Below are 19,241 nucleotides of genomic sequence, written 5' to 3'. Positions count from 1 at the left end.
AACCGAAGCGGACATGGTCGCTTTGTATTGCCATAACTTTAGGGAAGACATGCGAAAGTTAAAGACTGCACTTCTGGCCACATCACTCTTGGTGTCGTTGTTTTCATATGACACATCTAGCGCCACCAGCGCTCAAGATTTAGTGCATTCGCAATCTTTGAAGTCTCAATACTGCCTTACTTCCATATGGAAGATGTTGCTTCCTTTAATGGCAAAAAATAACAGTTACATAAGCATCGAAGACATGGAGCAAGTGACAGGTGTGAAGATACAGCATGTGGTCAAGGTCGGCCCGATAGATACCATTGGCATTTACGAACAGCTGGCAACGCCGTTGGCAAGTGGCAGTTACTCGACCTTTCTTTCCCTTAGGGTGGAAATACACGAAGACAACCTTCCGCCCATCGAAACCTTTTCCACATGGCGTGCATTGCAATGGCAGCCCGGCTCCACCTCCACGGTAGACCTTTCATGCAACTCAACGCTCTCCGTAAAACAGGCCGAGGGAGATTTAAGGGCGTTGGGTCTACGTTCGGCCGGCGTGCTGTCTAAGGGAATTGAACGCGCGGAAGTCTTTGTAAACGACTGGAATGAACAGGTTTATCTTTATTACACAATTCCAACAATAGTTAATCCGCTAGTTTCTTCTATACGAATCATTGGCCAGAAGGCTCCGAAAAAGCCGCCGATCAAGTGGCCGCAATGATTTGAAAAAAAACGCTTCGGGCGAATCGATGCAATAGCAAAGTCCGCTCCCGACCCGGAGCGGACATTTACAGGGGCGCCTTAAATATTTGACGTTGCGCGTAGGGAGCAGGGATGGATAGCGGGATTCGCATCAAGAAGATATGGCAGGACGAACGCGCTCTCGAGCTGGAAATCACGACCAACAGTGCCGATTTCCTGTTTTGCATCCAGGTGTACGTGGGCCATGAAGAGTTGACCGATTTGGCCAAGGGTCTAGCTCTATTCAAAGGCGATATCCAAAGCGGGACCTTTGCAAGCTGTCCCGGCGATCTTGTTTCCCACGAATGCATTACCTACGAGGGTTACGCCGCTGCAGACAGATGGGAGTTTCGCTTCGAACGAACTTCTCAACTGATCCAGGTAGCGTCGCGCCTCACAGTGAATTCGGCTGAAGCTGCTGTCATTGCAGCTATCGCTGACGCAGGTATTGCTCGTGTTCTATCTGACCAAGTGGCCAAGCCATTGAGATCGGGTGCGTTGGTGCGGCTTCTTCAAGCGTTCGAACCAACGCCTATGCCTGCCAGTCTTGTGTATCCGCAACAACGCCAAGTGCCATTGAAGCTGCGCGCATTCCTGGATTTTGCAACACCGCGATTGCGGCAGCGCCTTGGCTATGAAAACGCAAAAATCTCTTGAGGATCCGAATCATTGTGGGCGTCAAGGTTGACGTCCCATTGACGCGATGCGTACTAAGCTTTCACGCCGCGATTGAACAAACCTGCCGGGGGGCGGGTGTACTTCCAAATAGTCGCGCCCAGAGTTGGGGCTACGTTCGCTGGAAGAAAGTGCATGCCAGTGAGCCAGGTGGATCGCGAGTCCTTTATTTTCCTGCCGTAATTTTGCTACCGGTTGGCGTGCGTTCCTGGTCGACGCCACATGTCGTGTAACTGGCAATGAAGAGGCGGGATGCCAAGGTGTGGCGAGCCCTGCTCGCAATGAGCACCCGTTGGGAATCTTGAGCATTCGAGACGGTTAGATCGGTCACGGGAAACCGCGGCCTGTGTTTTCCGTCTTGTGGGCGATGGTCGCGAGGTCAACGCCGTCAACGGCACTGCCTCGTCCCGATGCATGACTGAGGGAGGACATATGGCGAACCTATTTCAACGGCACGCCACAGCCGACGCTTCAAGGATTAGTCCACACCACCCATGGCAACGACGGGCAAGGCTATCCCCCTTCCGATCTCAACCGGGTTCCGCCATCAGCACCCCGCGCACGAACCAGATTGCCACGCCGGTAGGCATCGTCGATCCGCGACCACTGCCGCGACCGACGCTTGGCCCGGGCCTGGGTCAAAACTTCCACATCATCGTCCTGCAATGGGCACCGGCGTGGTTCTACAGCGCGCTGTGCTGGCTGGGGCAAAGCTATTTCGATGCATCCAACACGCAGCGTAGCTTCGGCACCGCTCTGGTTGGTGCCAACGTTGATCCCTATCAACGGTTGGGCGCAACCCGGCTGTTCGTCATTCAATCTGTGCGGAACGAGTTTTTGCTTTCCATCGCGGCAGATATCGATTCTGACGCGCCGCTGGAAGGCAGCGGCGTCCAACATTACGAGCGGACGGACAGCGGCATCCTCCAGATGTACAAGGATCTGGCTGCCAGCGACATTTTCTCTTTCGTCACCCATGCCTATGTTCCGGGCAGGGTGGACATCATTCCCCCTTCGCTGATGGTGGGAACGGAAACGACGGGTTATGACCCGGCCACCGGGCTGCGGCGAATCCTGATGGGATCGGCGATGGCGCAAGTGGTGCCGATCGGCGATTTTTCGCAAGTGGGTAACCGGCAGGTGTATGACGAGAGCCCTATCATCGTGCCGCTGGCAACCTCGCTGGTTTATGACGTCACCACTCATAACGCGATTGGTCAGACCACCTTCGTGCTACCGGTCGCCTATGTCGTCGATCAGGCGACGCAAGGGCAGTACGCCGTCAACCGCTTCGGCGCAACACAGACGACGCAGCAGGGCAATCAGGTCACCTCTCTCGATTACGGCCAAACCGCCGTGTTTCAGAACGGCCCAGGCTACGACGCCACCAAAGCCGAAACGCTGACGGCTTCGATCGAAACCCAGCTCGTTGCTCCTGACCATGAATTCGTCACCACGCAATTCAAGGACACCATCGCCTACTCGATCGCTCCAGTGGGCGGTGGCGTCGTAGCAGGCGTTTCGGCACTCACCTGCACTGCGTTGATGCCGCTGTCGGCTTTTTCCAGCCAGCGCATCCTTGGCTTTTATCGCGACAACGACTGGGCGAAGAGCCTGGGCTATCCGATCTACGACTATCAAACCAACAATTCGGCGTTCGAGATTGCCAATGTCGTCAATGCGCTATCGCCCGAGTTGATCTATGACCCGGCGACCCCCTTCCTGAGCGGCGGCAACCTGCCCAATGTGCTCGCGAAATTTGCCGCAGCGAGCTACATCCTCTCGCCCGACCAACTGCAGCAGATGATCGAGTACGCCGGCGCCTATTCCGTAGCTGGCGTGCCTGCCGGGCTGAGCGTGATGAGTGCGGCGCTCGCCTTCGACATGAGCTCCAATCCGGTGGCAGGCATCACCGACGAGCTGACGGTGCCGATAACCGCCACGGTCACCACCACGCCACCCGCGCCGGCTGTGCCTGCTGGCAGCGGTGCAGCAAACGCAGCAGCGGCGAAGGCTGCGACGCCGCGCCCGGTGCTCGCGCAGGCCGTCAATCCTGCGAACAACGTTCCGATCATCGCGCGCTTTCCGGGACAGCCGATCCTGTTGCCGGTAGGTCAAGGCGGCAACACGCCCTCCACCACTCCGAGTCCGCCTACCACCGTGCAGGCGGAGTTGGACGCATTCATTCCGATCGAGGCGCTCGCCAGCACGGGCATCAGTGCCATCCCGATCGGCACTGCCTTCTTCGAGCAGGCGTTAGGTGATGGCGGCACGTTCCAGGCCAATGCTTCGGGCAGCATCTTGAATCTGTGCGACGCCCATCGCGACCGCCCCGCGCTGGCACCGATCGATCTGCCGCTTGCCACGGCTGGCGTGACGCTCGCCGCTGGCACTCAATATGTCTTCAGCCTGCAGGGCACCGCGCTGACGGTGCGGGCCGCGGACGGAACCAAGCAGACTGCGACGCCGCAACTTGCCAACCCCGATCCGCAGCATCTTTATGTCGGTGCCATCGTCTTCACGACGGGGTTGACGAGTATCCGTCTGTATCCGCTTCTCTCCCTCAGCCTGCCTGCACCCGCGGTCGGCAGTAACGGCATCGAGCAAGGAGAGGTGTATTCGGTTTGCCTCCACCATGCGACGAAGCAGTCACTGCTCGACATTCTCGATGCCGATCAGGTTGTCGTCGCCAGCGGCGTTGCGGTGACCACTCCCACACCGACCGACAATTCCAAGCCGCAAACCGGCGATCTCTATTTCGGCAGTTTCATCGGTGGTGCCGCAACGATGACGGTGTGGGCGGTGCCGATCTTCCTGTCCGTTTCCCCTTCGTCGCTGCCGGGTGCTTCCTTCGACGGCAGCATGGTGCTGGGCGCAGTGAGCAGTGGCCTGCCCGCCTATGCGTTGCAGATCACCGACAGCTCGCTGTTCGTCTTCACCAATATCGACGTGGACAACGGCGAGGCTGGATCGACAAGCTCGTCGAACGTCTATATCGCCGGCATCGCCATCAACTCCACGCCCGACGATCTTTCCGCCAAGGCCTTTGCACCGACGCAGTTCGTGCTGGGGCTGGTCCGTCAGGCCAAGGTCGGCACGGTAACGAAATTCGTGTTCGTACCGGAAACCGACAGCGTGATGATTGGCGGCAAGCGCTACATGCTGAGCGTGATCGAGCTGGCGGCATTGACCGACGATCCCACGCAGCGGCCCTATCCGCCGAATTTCTGGCCCGATTCGCGCTTTTGGCAATTTGCCAACCGCCACAATCCCTATCTCGACATCCGCTATGCGGGCGCAACCGAGGACGCGCGCATCGCCAAGGCGCAAGCCGATACGGCGGCGATCGCCAAGGTCATGCGAAGAAAGCAGGAGCCCATGCAGATGTATCTGGATACGGACGGCATGGTTGTCTGGCCGATCCTGGGCTTTCCCTTCGACACGCACAGCCAGTCGGTGGATCCCAATCACTTGCTCGAGCTGGCGAACGAAGTCCTCAACCTGCTGAAAGTACAAATTCCCACGGCGCCAGCGCCGGGCATCGGCGTGTCGGAAGGTCAGCAAGTAGTGCTGCCCGGCGCTGCAAACCAGCAGAACCCCTATACCTATGGCGTCGATTTCTCATTGGCCGCAACGGCGGTGGCGACCAGTGCGGTCTCGCTGACAACGGGCACGACAGCAAGCGCGATCAACGGCATCGTGGTACAGAATTTAACCGCCGCGATCAGCACCTCACCATCCAATCTGGACACGGATCTTCGGCTAGCCGATCTGCAGGTACAGAAGACCGCGGCCAATCTTGCCCAGGTGAAGATGAGCGGCCCGCAGTTCGACATCGCGACCGCGCAGAGTACGACGGTCACAACGGCCGAAAGCGTGGTGCCCCAGCAGCAGAAGCCGCAGGTGACTTACGGTTTTTCGGTCTACAACATCAAGACCGGCGAGTGTTACCTGATCGAGCTGGTGCCGACCGACCTCACCACTCCCAACCAATTGCCGGACCCGACGCAGGGCGCGACCTACGACCCCTATTACGTGCGGGTCGTGTTCGTGCAGCGGTTGAAGGCCTATAACATGTCGATCATCGTGCCGTCGCTCGCGCACGATCAGTTCGGTCATCTGGCGCAACCGGACACGGGACCGACCTACACCAATCTGATCGCGAAAACGGACGATTTCTCTCTTGGCTACATGTGGTCGCTTGCCGATCAAGGCAATCGCTTTGACACATTGGCCTTCCATTCCATTATCACGGACAGCACGATAGGTGCCGCGCAAACGTATGTTTGCACCAACCTGCCCTATTATTCGCTTGGCGCACTAGCGACTGCAGCCATCGCTGACATCCGCCCCATCACCTTCGCCTGTCGCCGCCGCAACTGGAACGCCACCTGTACATTGATGGTGTCCACGCGACCCACCAATACACATCTGTTTCTCGCCTTCGGTGGCGGCGACCTGGTGCCGATGCGCCTGGATGACGCATTCAACGTCGACACCAGCCTGCCCGCGCATATGTACAACCTGACGGGGAGTTTTTCTGTCCGCCAGTATGAGGCCGTCCAAACCATCAGCGTTGCCAACGTGCCGTTCGTTATCGCCGCCGGCAATCTGCTGGATACGCCGGTCTTTTCCAGCTTCGCGATCAACGCGACCACGGGCACCACGCAATTGCCGATGAGTGCGGACCAGGTGCTGACGTTCCCGACGGAAATCCAGGTTGTGGGCCTGGCAAGCACCACGCTCGCCGATGTCACCACGCTCGGTTATGGGCTCAGCGACACCAATGGCTTCTTCACGCCTGTGGATCAGAACGGACTGCCCACGCCGCAGTTCAAGGTGATTCCCTATAACAACCTCGTCTATCTGGTGCGCGCGATATCGAATTGCAGCGCGTTGACGGCAGTGGGCGGACTCGGCTGCAGTTCGGGACTGCTGATCGATACCTTTGTGCCAACTTCCGACGGCCATCTCGTGCTGGCGCAGGGCGCGCGCTACAAGCGCAGCGCCATGCAATTCTTCGGTGAAAGCTACACGCCCACCACCATGGTCGATTCCCTCGACACGCTGGATTTCACGAGCATCGCCGGCACCACTTTCCTTGCCCCGACGATCTTCGTGCCGATCCCGGAGCTTGATGCGAGCAAGGGCTTCGTCGCCGACATCGCGAATTTCCTCAGCGAGCAGTTCTGGACCTTCATCTATGCAGAAGTGATCGCGCAGCCTGGCGAAACGGTGAACGGCGTCCCTTATCCGCAGGGTTTCAATCTGGATGGGGACGGCAAGCCGATTCTCTCGCTACAGAAGCTGCATTTCGTCTACGACCCGCTTGCTGTTCTGTTCACACCCAACGACCTGACGCACAAATATTCGCTGAGCCCGAAACAACAGGTGCTGGCGCTGACCAACGGCCAGATCCAGGAAGGCATCTGCTGGCGAACGGACCATTTGCAGGTCGACGACCGGGAACCTCCGTACAACATCTGCGCTCAGCAGGATCTGCCCGGCGGCTGGTACATGGACCGGACCAACATCATCTATTCATCGCACAACCGCCCGGTTTGGACGTCCCTCGGACAGCAGACCAAAGGGCTTTCGGTGAACAGCTTCCTCTCCGTCGCGGGTGGGGTCTACAACATCGAGGAGTCGACGCTTTCCAATTCGCTGTCCAGCGACCAGACCGGCGGACAACTGATTTCCACCGTATCGTCGGTGGCGAACATGCTGATCGCGGTGTTGTTCGACTATGACAACAACGACATGGCCGATCTGAAAGCTTATGACCCTGCGCTCACGAACAAGGGTATGGTGCTGCTGAACGGCTACCTGGGGACGACTGGATACACGTTCTCCAGCCCGGATCATTTCGACGTCAACGACGTGCTGCCCAGCCAGGTGCCACTGCTCGATCAGGTGGCCAACCTCTTTGGCTACGAAGTGGCCATGTACGACACCGACCTCAGCCTGCCTCGGCAATACTGGAGTCTGATCTATGACGCGCAGACCGCACCCGGTCTGCCGAACTACATTCCTAACGTACCGCCCTCGATCGCCGATCCCACCTTCAGCAATCGCACCCGTTCGCTGTTGCTCAACTTCGAGAATCAGGTAAGGCCGCAAGCGATCGGAGTGATGGACACGTTCAGCTCGGTCGTCTCGATCAATCTGCATCTGCGGAACGGCGTGACCGGATCGGTGTTCGTCAACAAGAAGGCGGACCGCGATGTCGCATCGCTCGGCACCAATCCGTCGATATCCAACAGCTTCCCGCTGTATGGACTGCCGACCAAATACGACTTCTTCCTGCTCTCGCGCGATCACTACTACACACTGGACAACGCCACGTTCGAGCTGATCGATCAGGGCTACGCCATGTGTCTTGTCGATGACGGCACGGGGACCGGCAACAAGGTCGCCAAGTATTACGTCGATACAGACGGCAACTACTACGAGCTGTACACCTATGTGCTCTATACGCGTGGCAGCGGCATCCTCGAAACCAACACCTTCACGCTGCGTGTAACACTTGCCGCGCCGCCGAACCCCGCTGCAACACCCGCTGTCGGAGAGACGCCCAACAACGTCAATCCGCAGGATCTGGTCACGCAGATCAACAAGCTGTCGAACATCGCGTACGCCGTGTTCGGCGCTTCTTCGTCAGGTCAGCCGCCCGCTTATATCCCAATACAGGCGGTGGCCGGGCCGCCGGTGCCTGGTTCACCGGTCCCGGCCGCGCCGATCTCCGGCGCGCCAGGCTTCAGCGGCTACAGCTTGAACGTGCTTGGCGCGGGCAAACAGCCGGTGCTGATTTCGCAGATTTACTCGGCCAACATCGCCTATCCCATCGCAGGGTCGACCACTCTCCAACCCCTCGATCCCAAGAAGGGCAAGCCGTTGGCGTTCTACGGGTCGCTGTCGCATGGGTTGGACAAGCAGGTGACGGTCGATCAACTGCAATCGGCTGACAAGAGCAGCTACCTGCCTCGTACCACTTCCCCGCAGACTGTCACCGCCGGGATGTATGGCGGCAACGGCCAGGGCGCACTGATCGGCACATCTTTCAGCCAGGCTTTCCAGGGCGCGGGCGCCATTCCGCCGCAGATTGCTGCCAATCCCAACCCCGGAACAACGATGAAGGGGGATGACAGCGTCTTCTATACCTACAACGCCGTGACTGGCTCGGTGATGGATTCGACCGGCAAGAGCGGCAGCGCTGGTGGCGGACAATATTTCGTCGATACCACCGATCCGCAAAACCCGATCTGGGTGGTGATATCCACGCCCAAATTCTCGTTCAACGGCAACAGCTATGCCGTCAACATCAGCACCACACTGAGCGATGGCGTGACCTCGCGTTACACGCTGGTGGTGGGCGACAAGAGCTATCTGTTCGAGGCTGGCAACACTCAGGTGCAGGTGGACCGCACTCTCTTCACCTTCAATCCGATGAAGGGCGGGATCTATACCGTCACATACGCTTCGCTCGATGCGCCGCAGACCAACGAGGCGCCCTCACCTATCACGCTCAGCCCGTTCTCCATGACAGGCGGTGGGTTGCCTGCGAACGAACAGGTCACCACCGTCGACGTGTTCAACGCACCCGGCAATCTCAACGGTATCGGGCTGGGCGTTGTCGGTCGGCAATACAGTGTCGATCTCATCCACGGCACCGTCACCATCACTGCAGGAGCCACCAGCACCACCGTGCCGATCCAGACTGGAGTGACCTTCGCCTCCAATTCGGCGTATGGCTATGTGATCGGCTTTGAAGACGGCGTCTACACGGCGAACGGCAGCCCGATGTTCCCCTATGCCGCTTCGACAACCGGCAGCCCAGCGAGCTATCCGCTGATGACCGCGCCGCAGATGTTCACCTTCGGCAGCGCTTTCTACACCTTCGATGTCTCCGAAAGCGGCGCTTGGGTCAGCGTCACCGGCAATGGCCAGACGCTGCCCATCAATCCTTACCAGTTCTCGCTCAACGGCGTGGTCTACATCATCAACACCAATCTACAGCCGTACACCGTCAGCGGTGGCGGCAACACGGTGGTGATGACGACGAACAATACGCAGTTCGTGCTGGACGGTGCTCAATACACGGTTACGTTGAAAGGCGGTTCGCTCGCCGGCGCGACGATCTCCGGTCAGTTCAACATCAATCAGGGCAATGTCGTCGCCATCGAGGACTACATTTATCTGCTCGATACGATGAACGGGCAGATCGTCGGCAATGGCACGGCCTATCCGCTGACCACGTCCGGCTTCACGTATACGATCGCGACCGCCAACAACAGCTTCACCGTCACCACCGAGGCCAATGCCGATACGGTGACCATCGGCAACATCGTCTACCGCATCGATGGATCGTCCGTCGTGGGTGACGGCATCACCTACCCCATTCTGGTGTACCGCACCTTCGTCGATGAAACGGTGAGCTACGTCATCGGCAATGACGGCACCGTCAGCCTTCCGCAACCGCTGGCAGTGGCCGCCTTCCAGTTCACCGACGGCGGGCAGACTTATACCGTGAAGCAGAGTGCGGCCTTTGATGGTGCTGCCTACTACCTGATCACCAGCCCCGCCGCCAACGCCGCGCCCCAATTCAAGGCCGGCGCCATCACTTACCAACTGCGCAACGACGCAGCGGCGATTACCGTGGGCGGGAGCAAAACCTTCCTCGTCAACAGCGGTCCGCTTGCTCCCAATCAAGTGCCTTTCGGTGCGAAGACGCTGTTCTTCGGGCGGGCGAGCGATATCGCCGCCTTTGACGGCACGCATTATTTCCCGATCGCCAATAGCCAATTCACCGACTCCAACACCGGCAAGCTCTACACACTGAGCGCAAACACGGCCGTGTGTGATGGCAATAGCTATGAAATCTTCAGCAACCTTGGCCAGGGCGGTTATTTCGAGGTGCCTGGAGGGCCGACCTATTATGTGAACATCGCTGTCGCCGATTTCGGTACGGCCGCGGGCGACATCACCAGCGTCTTCCCGATCAGCGGCAGCAACTTCACCATCCCGCTGGTTTACACGATCACGGTTGCGGGCAGCACGGTCTCGGTCAACGCCTTGACCTTCGGTGCCGTCACCCCGGTCGCGACACTGACAGCGGCGGCGAACGCACTGACGGGTGGTTCCTTTACCGATCCCGTTACCAGCATCGTCTATACCTGCGTGCGGCAGGGCCAACAGGTCGTCTTCATCGATTCCAACAACAACGCCTACCCGCTGCCACTCAGCGGCGGCAACTTCACTGCGCTGGTTCCGGTGGCGACCGGAGTAACCGTGGCGATCGACAACCAGGCGCCGCCCAATGTATTGCTGGTGCAGAACAACAGCTTCATTGCCGGGCCGGCCGCGCAGCCGACGACCTATACCGTCAATCTCTATGTCGCCTTTACGAATGCCGCCGGGCCCTATTGGCCGATGGTGGCCGGACGCTTCATCGTGCCGCAAGCCGCTCCGCTTTCCGCCCTTGCCTATACGGTGAGCGTGGACAAGACCGGCAAGGGCAAAGCGATCAAGGGCTATCTTGTTTCCGAGGACGACGAGTTCTCGCCCGACGGCAAAGCCGTCTATGCCATCAACGCCGTCAATGTCACCAAGGCGACCAATCAGGCGCAGCTGGCGGGCCAGACGGTGACGCTGGATTATCAGGGCCAGGTGCTGAGCTACACGCTCAGCGCCACCACGGCGACGATCAAGCCCGCCGGGCTCACGTACAACAGTGCAACCAAGCAGTTTGCCGTTACCTACCCAGGTGGTGCTGTCACGTACACGGTCGGCGCAAATACCGTCACCGACAATCGCAAGAGCCCGACCGCCTTCCCCGCCACGATCGCCGGCAACATGGTGAGCTTCACCGATACGATCGCCGGCGCCAGCTTCAGCTTCGACAGCAGCGGCAACAACCCGATCTCGGTGAGCTTCCCTTATCGCAGCCAGTTCTTCATCGACACGCTGACCGGCATCACCTTCTACGTCGATACCGCTGACAATCGGGTGGAGGCGCTGCTCATCCTGCCGGAGACGACGCGCTATGCCTTCACGCCTGCGGACGGCAACACCTATCTGATTCACTACAACGCCGTGCAGGTGGTGTTCCCGGTGATTTCGGGCGCCAATGTCAACGCCGGAGTGGCGACGGTTGGCTCCGACATTTTCACCGTCGAGATCGACGAGGTTGATCCCGTAGCAAGCGGCGGCGTGCCTGTGCCGGTGAACCTCGACAGCTTCGAGATCAACGGCGAGCTCTACACCATCACCGCCGGCGCGGTGGGCAACAACTACAGTGCCTGCAAGGTAGTGGGTGCCGGCAAGCCGCCGTTCCCATTCACTGGGCCCAATACGTTCACGCTGAGCGATTCCACCATTGTCTACACGCTCCATCTAGACGAAAACAATCTGCCGCAGACCGTTACCGCCAGCTTCCCGGTGCTGCCCAGCCGCGACCTGATCTCGGTGGGCGACCAGATCTTCGTGATCACTTATGCCAGCACGACCACGGGCACGCTCCGCGGCCAGGGGCAGTCGGCGATCCCTATCGCCAACTCTGCCTTCACCCTCTCCAATCCCTTTGACACCACCACGGCGAAATTCATCTTCGCCGATGCGGACATCTACAACGCTGCGTCCGTGGTGGGGCAGTTCACCGTCAACCAGATTCCCACCTTCACTATCGGCAGTACCACCTTCACGCTCGACACCACCAATCTGGTGGTGACCGACAACAACCGGCGCCCGTACCCGCTCATCGCCAACCCGATGATGTTCAGCATCAACGGCGCCAATTACCTCATCGATACCAATCAGGCACCGCACACCATCGTCGGCAATAACGACCGCTCGCCGCTGCAGACCGATATCACCGTGCAGGCCGGTCAGCCGATCGCCAATTCCACTTTCACGCTCAACGGGCAGATCTATGCCTATGTGGAAGACAGCCAGCACAACCTGCTGACGATCACTGGCACCAAGAGTTATTTGATCGCGCAGCCTGCGCTGACCTTCAAGCTCGACTCGAGCCTGCTGTTCACGCTCAGCATGGGCGCGCCTGGCGCTGGCAATTACGCGGGTTCGGTCGCGCCCATCGGCAAGGTGACAGCCGGAACCACGGTGTTGAACGTCTACCCCGGCACCGCTGAATCGGGTTACGCCGACTTCTTCACTTACAAGAACGTGCTCTACACCTTCGTGAAGTCCAGCGGCGTCTATGTCGCCGTGCAGAAGTCCTATAGCGTCTACGTCTCCGCGCCGGTCGTCGGGCAGCAGCAATTGGCCGTCTTCGATATGGGCGGCACGACTTACATGGTTACGGACGGCACTACGGCGGGTGATGCCAAGCCCGCGGGGATCAATCCCGGTTCGATGTGGTCGGCGACTTCGCTCAACACGGTGGAAAGCCAGTTCGGCCTCGTCTATGGGCTCGCTCAGCAGCCGACCAATGTCATCGTCAACGGCACCACCTTCCAGTTCCCTGCCACCGATGCCTCCGGCAATCCGACGCTGTTCGACATCATCTACACGCAGGGCAGTAGCGCCAACCAGATCGTTGCCGACGTGCCGAAGCTGCTGCCCAGCTTCACGCAAACCGCCACCTTCACCTTCTTGCCCGCCTACGCCCCACTGACTTTCGAGACTGGGGGTTACAACGCTTTCACCACTGCGGTGGATGAAACCGCGAGCCCGGTGGAAAGCTTCTCGGCGGCATGGAACACGCCCGTCGTTTCCTTTGACGACGCCATCACCAACCTGATTACACCGCAGGGCGATTTCACCGTGGAGTTCTGGCATTCGATCCCGGTGACGCCCGTGTGGGAGCAGTCGATCTTCACGTGCATCAGCAACAATTCGCTGATTTACTACACGGATATCACTTTCCCCAACACGTCGCTGATCACCGTCACCGTCAATGACACGGTGATGCAGGCCTCTACGACGCCGTCTACGCTCACCACGGGCTGGCGCCATGTTGCGCTCTCCTACACCCAGCCCTATGTGATGGTGTGCACCGGCTCCCCCTTCGTGGTCGCCAACGGCAGCGGTTTCAATTTCGAGCGCGATTTCACGATCGCCATGACCGTCGCCGCCAGCGCCACCGGAAACACGCAAGGGCTGCTCTACAAGGGCACCGGTTCAGCGATCCCTGCACCGCAGACACATGCCTCTTTCCGGGTGACGCTGGACGCGCAAAACCATGTGGTGCTGGATGTGGTGAACGGCGACGGCACCGTCGGCAGTTTCACCGGCCCGGCGCTGGGGGAAGGGTTCTTTCAGGTACTGATCACCAAGCACACCAAGACCCCGATGGGCTCGGATGACGCCGACACCGATCCCTACTCGCCGCCCTTCGATCCGAACACCATGATGAAAACGCCCAAGGGGCCAAGTTCGGTCAAGATCGGTAACGACAACACTATCGCCGTCGCGCCCGACGACAGCGACGGCGCCACAAACTTCGAGACATTCGCGGCATCGCTGCCGCAACAAAGCACCGACACGGGTTACATCATTTCGATTGCCGTGCGCCCGATGCAGACGGATGGCTCCTATGGTGCGTGGACCAGCCTGGCGAGCCCGCTGATCAACGCCGCCGACGCCGCGCTGCTGGTCGCGAACACTGGAGCGGCCAATCTGGTGATCGGTGGCGCTTACCAGGACGACGGCACCGCGATCCCGTTCGGCGCGAACGGATCGCCCGGCAATATTCGCGAGGTCTATCTCTTCGCCAGCGCGTTCCGCAGCAAGAAGGGCATCCGCACCAGTCAGGGCTTCGTGCAGATCGACCAGGCCAGCTACACCGATCTGCAAGGCGCCGGCTTGGTTGGCTGCTGGAAAGCAGCCTACGATCCAAACGGCATCGTCGCCAATCAAGTGGACAGCAGTGCATACGCCGCATCCAGCAACGGCACGCAGGCGGTGCTGGCGCCTTTGCCGCATCGCGAGATCGAAGGCATCACGCTTTACGTCAACGGCAGCGCGGTTACGTTGAGCCCACTGTCCACCAATGCGGCGAGCCCGTCCGGATTCAACTACCTCAGCTTCAATGCCGGCATTACCTACCGCATCCAGGAAATCAGTTTCTGGAGCATGGCGCGTCAGGCCTATCAGGTGATCAACGATATGTTCGGGCAGTTGGTCACCACCAACGAGCCGTTCCTGACGCTCTATCTGCCCGGCTCGTTCTCTGTCGGTACATCAGGTGTCTACGTGCCGCTGCTGCCGATGGCGAAATACATCGAGAACGTGACGGTAAAGAATGCGGCGGCATTCACTATCGATCTGGTCAATGCCTCGCTCGACCTGCAAGGTTGCCCGGCGATCGGCCGATGCGGCCCGCTGGTCTCACCCAATCTCTACACGCCTCCCGGCGTGGCGCTGACCGTGTGCGATACGCCGCCAAGCCTTACTACCTATTCGATGACGGTCAACTCCGTCACCGGCGGGCTCGCGGGCGTGCTCAACGAAGCCTATGTCTTCATCAGCAACAATGTGCTGACGGTCTATGCCGGCAAGAAAGTGGGCGATCTGTCACTGGTCTGGGTGTCCCAGGAACAGGGTGACGTGCAGATCATCGGCTATGTCGAGGGCGCCCCGCCCGCGCCGATGGCCAACCTCACCAACAAATCAACGTATGCCGGCGCTACCAGCGTCACCTTCAACGCGCCGATTTCGCTCTCTTTCAAATACGCGTACAGCGACGACGGCGCCACGACGAACAAGGGGAGCGGCGGTGCCTCGGGCAACTATGACCCCGCGAGCATCTCTGCGCCTTCGTCGGCGAGCGTGACCATAACCCAGGCGGGCGTAAAACCCTCGGACACCCAATACACGATCACCAATAACACGCCGGACGGAGTTCTTAAGCAGACCTTCAACCAAGACGACACGCTTCAGAAGACGCAGTTTGATACTCCGCCCAAAGGCGGTGGCGGAAACATGTCCTTCCAGATGGGCATCGGTCCGGTGCTTGCGGCTCTGGGCTTCGGGCTGAAAGGCGAAAAACTGACCGTCAACATCGGCATATCCGCGGGACTCACTGTCAGCGGCGGCGGCGGAACCGGCAGTACCACGCAACAAACCGCCACTGAAAAGCTGGATGAGGGCCACAAGTACACCGTCAAGCTGGAAGGCACGATGGCGCCCTATACCGGCGACAGTTTCATGGCCAATCTGAACTCGCTGAGCGTGCCGAGCGCGACGGTGGGAACACCGGCATCAAAAACCCCGATCCTGCCCAGCCCTGCTCTGGGCGGCTTCACCACGTCCAACCCGCCGGGCGCGCTGCCCAAGACCGCGCCCACCGAAGAACGCTTCGGGCAGCGCATGTTCGTGCCCTCATCGTATGGACAGGCCTTCGTCACCTCCACCACGCTGGACGTCTATCAGCAGATCTTGTTGCAGACCAACACCACCTTCGGTTTCATTCGCGTGCCCGACGCGCAAATCCCACGCGATCTCAACATTCTGTCGTTCCGGATGAGCAGCAAATACATCCGCCCGGGCGTGCTGGACGGCATGATCGGCTATCAATACAACGCTGCCCGGCTGGCCTCTGGTGTCACCACCTGGCAAACCACCACCGGCCAGCTCTCGCCCGTTTACGACGGCAATTTCTCGCAGGGAGAGGTCGGGCACAACGCAAGCTACATGCGCGTGGTGGAGGCCTATCAGCTCAAGAAGCAGATCGACCAGCAAGCATTCAACGCCATGGCGCTCTATCAATCCACCTATAACAGCCAGGGTTCGTTGCCGAACGATGCGCTGACACCGGGATTGGATTTCTACAACGAATATGTGTGGACCGCCCGCGGTGGCACGCAGGAGGTGAAGCACACCTACACCACCACTTACGAAGAAGTTTTGACCACGACACAAAGCTCGTCACTGGATGTGAAAGTGGATTTCAACGCGAAGGTCAGTGCTGGCGGATCGCAAGTGCTCGGCTTGTCGGGCGGCTATGAATGGGTGCAAAGCCATACGAAGAAATTCCAAGTCACTTATTCCGGCAATGTCCAATTCGACGTCGCGTCTTCCTTCGACGGCATCGAAAACGACACACAGATGCGCTATGCCGCCAACAATGACGCGCATTTCGTGATGAATTTCAATTCGACGTTCAATCCGGCCAACCAAAGCGGATTGAACCTGGTGATCGGTTCAGACGGGCTGGTCTACAACATCGTGCCCTCGGTTACGTCGGGCGCAGGGCTGCCGATCTCCGACAATATCGACTCCACCTTCAGCTACCAGCAGCCGCAACCTTCTTATGCCACCGGCAACGCCAATGGCCTTACCGGCAATCTGGAACCGTATGATCGACCGGGCAAAACCAAAGGATTCCGCGCGTACACCTTCTACCTGCAGCCCAAACAACAGAACGCGGATGATTTCTGGAACACGGTGGTGGATCAGAACTGGTTGAACAACAGCGGCGACACGGATGCCATCGCGCTGCTGAGCGCGAAGAAGTCCAACAACTCGATACCGTGGCGCCTGTTCCACCGCGTCACGTATTCCGAACGCTTCCTGCCGCCGATCTCCACCGCCAGCACCGTTGTGCCGCAGATCAATCCAGTGTTCGCGGTGCCGGTGATCGACTCGGTGAGCGATTTCCTGTTCCAGCCGCCGCGCAGCCCTGTCACCTCTCCGCGTAATCCGTACAACGATGTAGAGGCGAATGTCGTGCTGGTTGCGCCCACCGCATCAGGCCTCAGCATCGGCACGGTGCCCACCAGCGGCACCGGCCAAGGGCTGCCCGTGCTACCCAACAACGTCATCCCCTTCGACATTCCGAAGAACCCGGCTCAGTTGGTCAACTGGGGCGACAGCGCCAATGCCAAGCTCTTGAGCGCGCTGACACTCTCGATCACGCGGCAGAACACGGTGCCGATGTCGGCGTTTGCGCCGGCAGGCTCCACCAAGGTCACCGATGTCGTCGAACCGGGCGGATCGACGGTGTACACCGTCTATCTCGATCCCAACGGTCTTACCGTGAATGTGCCTATCACCGCAGGAACGTTGGTCTATCAAGACGTGAACGGCAACCCGATCCAGTATTACGACGGCAAGCTCTACCACTCGCTGCAGGCGGATTATGTGCCGACGGTGGACGGCACCATCACCTACTACATCCAGCCGCCCTCCACCTATGACCAGAGCGTGTTCAATCTTGCCGGCGACGACGACCTCTACGGCACTCCCGGCGACCAGTGGCGGTACTACCTCGTCTCCGGGATCAGCTCGGATATGACGGCGAGCGAATCGCTGCAATCCTCCGGTCCGTTCCTGAACTCTGCTGAGTTCACCGGCTTCACCATCGCCGATACCATGCACAGCAAGACCACGGGCCAGTGCCAGGTGAAAGGCTATGTGCTGGTGCAGGGAGTGATGCAATGGCCCAACCTAAACGTGGCGGCGGAAAGCTTCGCCGACGTGCAGGTCTACAAGGCAATGAGCGTGCTCGACACGTTCCCCATCGGCGATCCGGACGTACTGATCCGCTTCCTGCGAGCGCAATATCCCGCTGCATCCTTCGTAGGCAAGACAGTGGGCAGCACCATCACGCCCGACAACACAGAGATCGAACTGGTCTTTGCCAAAAACATCGCCACGTATTTCAACACGCTGCAGCAGGCCCTGGTGCCGCAATAGAGGCAAGGTCCGCAAAAAAGAAGGGACAGATCGGTATCGAAAAAATTGTTGACGGTGTAGTCCAACTTCGCTTGGATTTACACCGTCATGGTTAGCGTTGTTGCTGGCCAATCCCAGATAACGCCCTCTAATCGTGACAAGGGAGATTTATCGCTAATAGAACGAGCCGAAACTTCTCCACGGCTCAATTTCGCCCTCGCCGAAAGGCTCTCCTATAAAGCCCTTCACCTACGAGACGCTTCTTAAAGCACATTTTGACGCGTGATTTACATACAAATTGATATAGTCAAACTCCTGGGGTATTTCGTTAGCTTCATTTTGACCGCCCGTATTTTTGTGGCGGCCTCCAGCATCGCCACCTTGTGGCCGACGTAACTCATACGTCCTCCTAATTAGCATCACAGCTTCGACTTAGATTTTGCGTTGCAAAACGTAGGTCGGTATCACCGAAGCACCAGCACTGCCGCTCATACCGAGCGCAGAGGTCAATTGGCGTGTTCTTGAATTGGACGCGGTTTCCGCGAAGCCAAGAAGGAGATATTTGACATGTCATCCATCACACTTGGAAACATTTACATTGCAAATGGTCAGTCGCAAGGCTGGATCACAACGTGGAATAACTCTGGCTGGCAAGGTGATACGTTCATTCAGCCCCAACCGCTGAATACCGGGGCTTCCTTGCTTTACGCAGGGTCAGAATCCGTCAACTTGAACAACCATGGCCAGTATTCGTTCGGCTACACGGTTAAGAACAATGGCCCAAACTCCACCTACTACAACCTGCAGGTTGGCAGCAATTAACTGCTGGATAACCGGCAGACGACAAGGAACAACAATCCACATGAAATAAGGGGCAGATCATGAAACTCGCAGTCAGCTATGACTCGGATGGAACCATCCTCACCATGTTCGACCCGGAAAAATTGCGTGGTCCCGATTTCACGGTGCACTACGTTCCATCGAAAGGTGAGAAGCACGAAGTTCTTGAGGTTCCAAAAGATCTTGAGGCTGTGCCATTCACAGACCTTCACAAGGTGGCTCGAGTGAATGCACAGAGTGGAAGCCCAAGACTGGAACGCTTCCACTAGGGATTGTAAGTCCAGGCCACCAAAGACTCTCTTTGCGCCGAATCAACGGCGGCAATGCCTAAAACAAAACCGGCGCGGACATAGTCCGCGCCGGCT

5 protein-coding genes are annotated in these 19,241 nt (G+C 58.8%); all 5 read left to right on the top strand.

The annotated features are described in order from the left end of the window. Positions 1-13: 13 nt before the first annotated feature. Entirely contained in the window at positions 14-706 is a 693-nt protein-coding gene (locus QQJ86_RS02305; protein WP_284319288.1) for a hypothetical protein, read from the top strand. Between the two features lie 113 nt (positions 707-819). After that, complete coding sequence (locus QQJ86_RS02300; protein WP_284319287.1) at positions 820-1,383, top strand: LysR substrate-binding domain-containing protein; 564 nt, start codon at positions 820-822, stop codon at positions 1,381-1,383. 450 nt (positions 1,384-1,833) lie between these two features. After that, positions 1,834-18,057: a beta strand repeat-containing protein gene (locus QQJ86_RS02295; protein WP_284319286.1), complete on the top strand. Its 16,224-nt coding sequence runs from the start codon at positions 1,834-1,836 to the stop codon at positions 18,055-18,057. 546 nt (positions 18,058-18,603) lie between these two features. Further along, positions 18,604-18,858, top strand: a complete 255-nt coding sequence (locus QQJ86_RS02290; RefSeq protein ID WP_284319285.1) for a hypothetical protein — start codon at positions 18,604-18,606, stop codon at positions 18,856-18,858. 59 nt (positions 18,859-18,917) lie between these two features. Then, entirely contained in the window at positions 18,918-19,145 is a 228-nt protein-coding gene (locus QQJ86_RS02285; RefSeq protein ID WP_284319284.1) for a hypothetical protein, read from the top strand. The last annotated feature ends 96 nt before the right edge of the window (positions 19,146-19,241 follow it).

Source organism: Dyella acidisoli (genome assembly GCF_030160295.1).
Taxonomy (GTDB): Bacteria; Pseudomonadota; Gammaproteobacteria; order Xanthomonadales; family Rhodanobacteraceae; genus Dyella_B; species Dyella_B acidisoli.
Note: the sequence above shows the minus strand (reverse complement) of the source record. Positions and strands in the feature narration are given on the sequence as shown.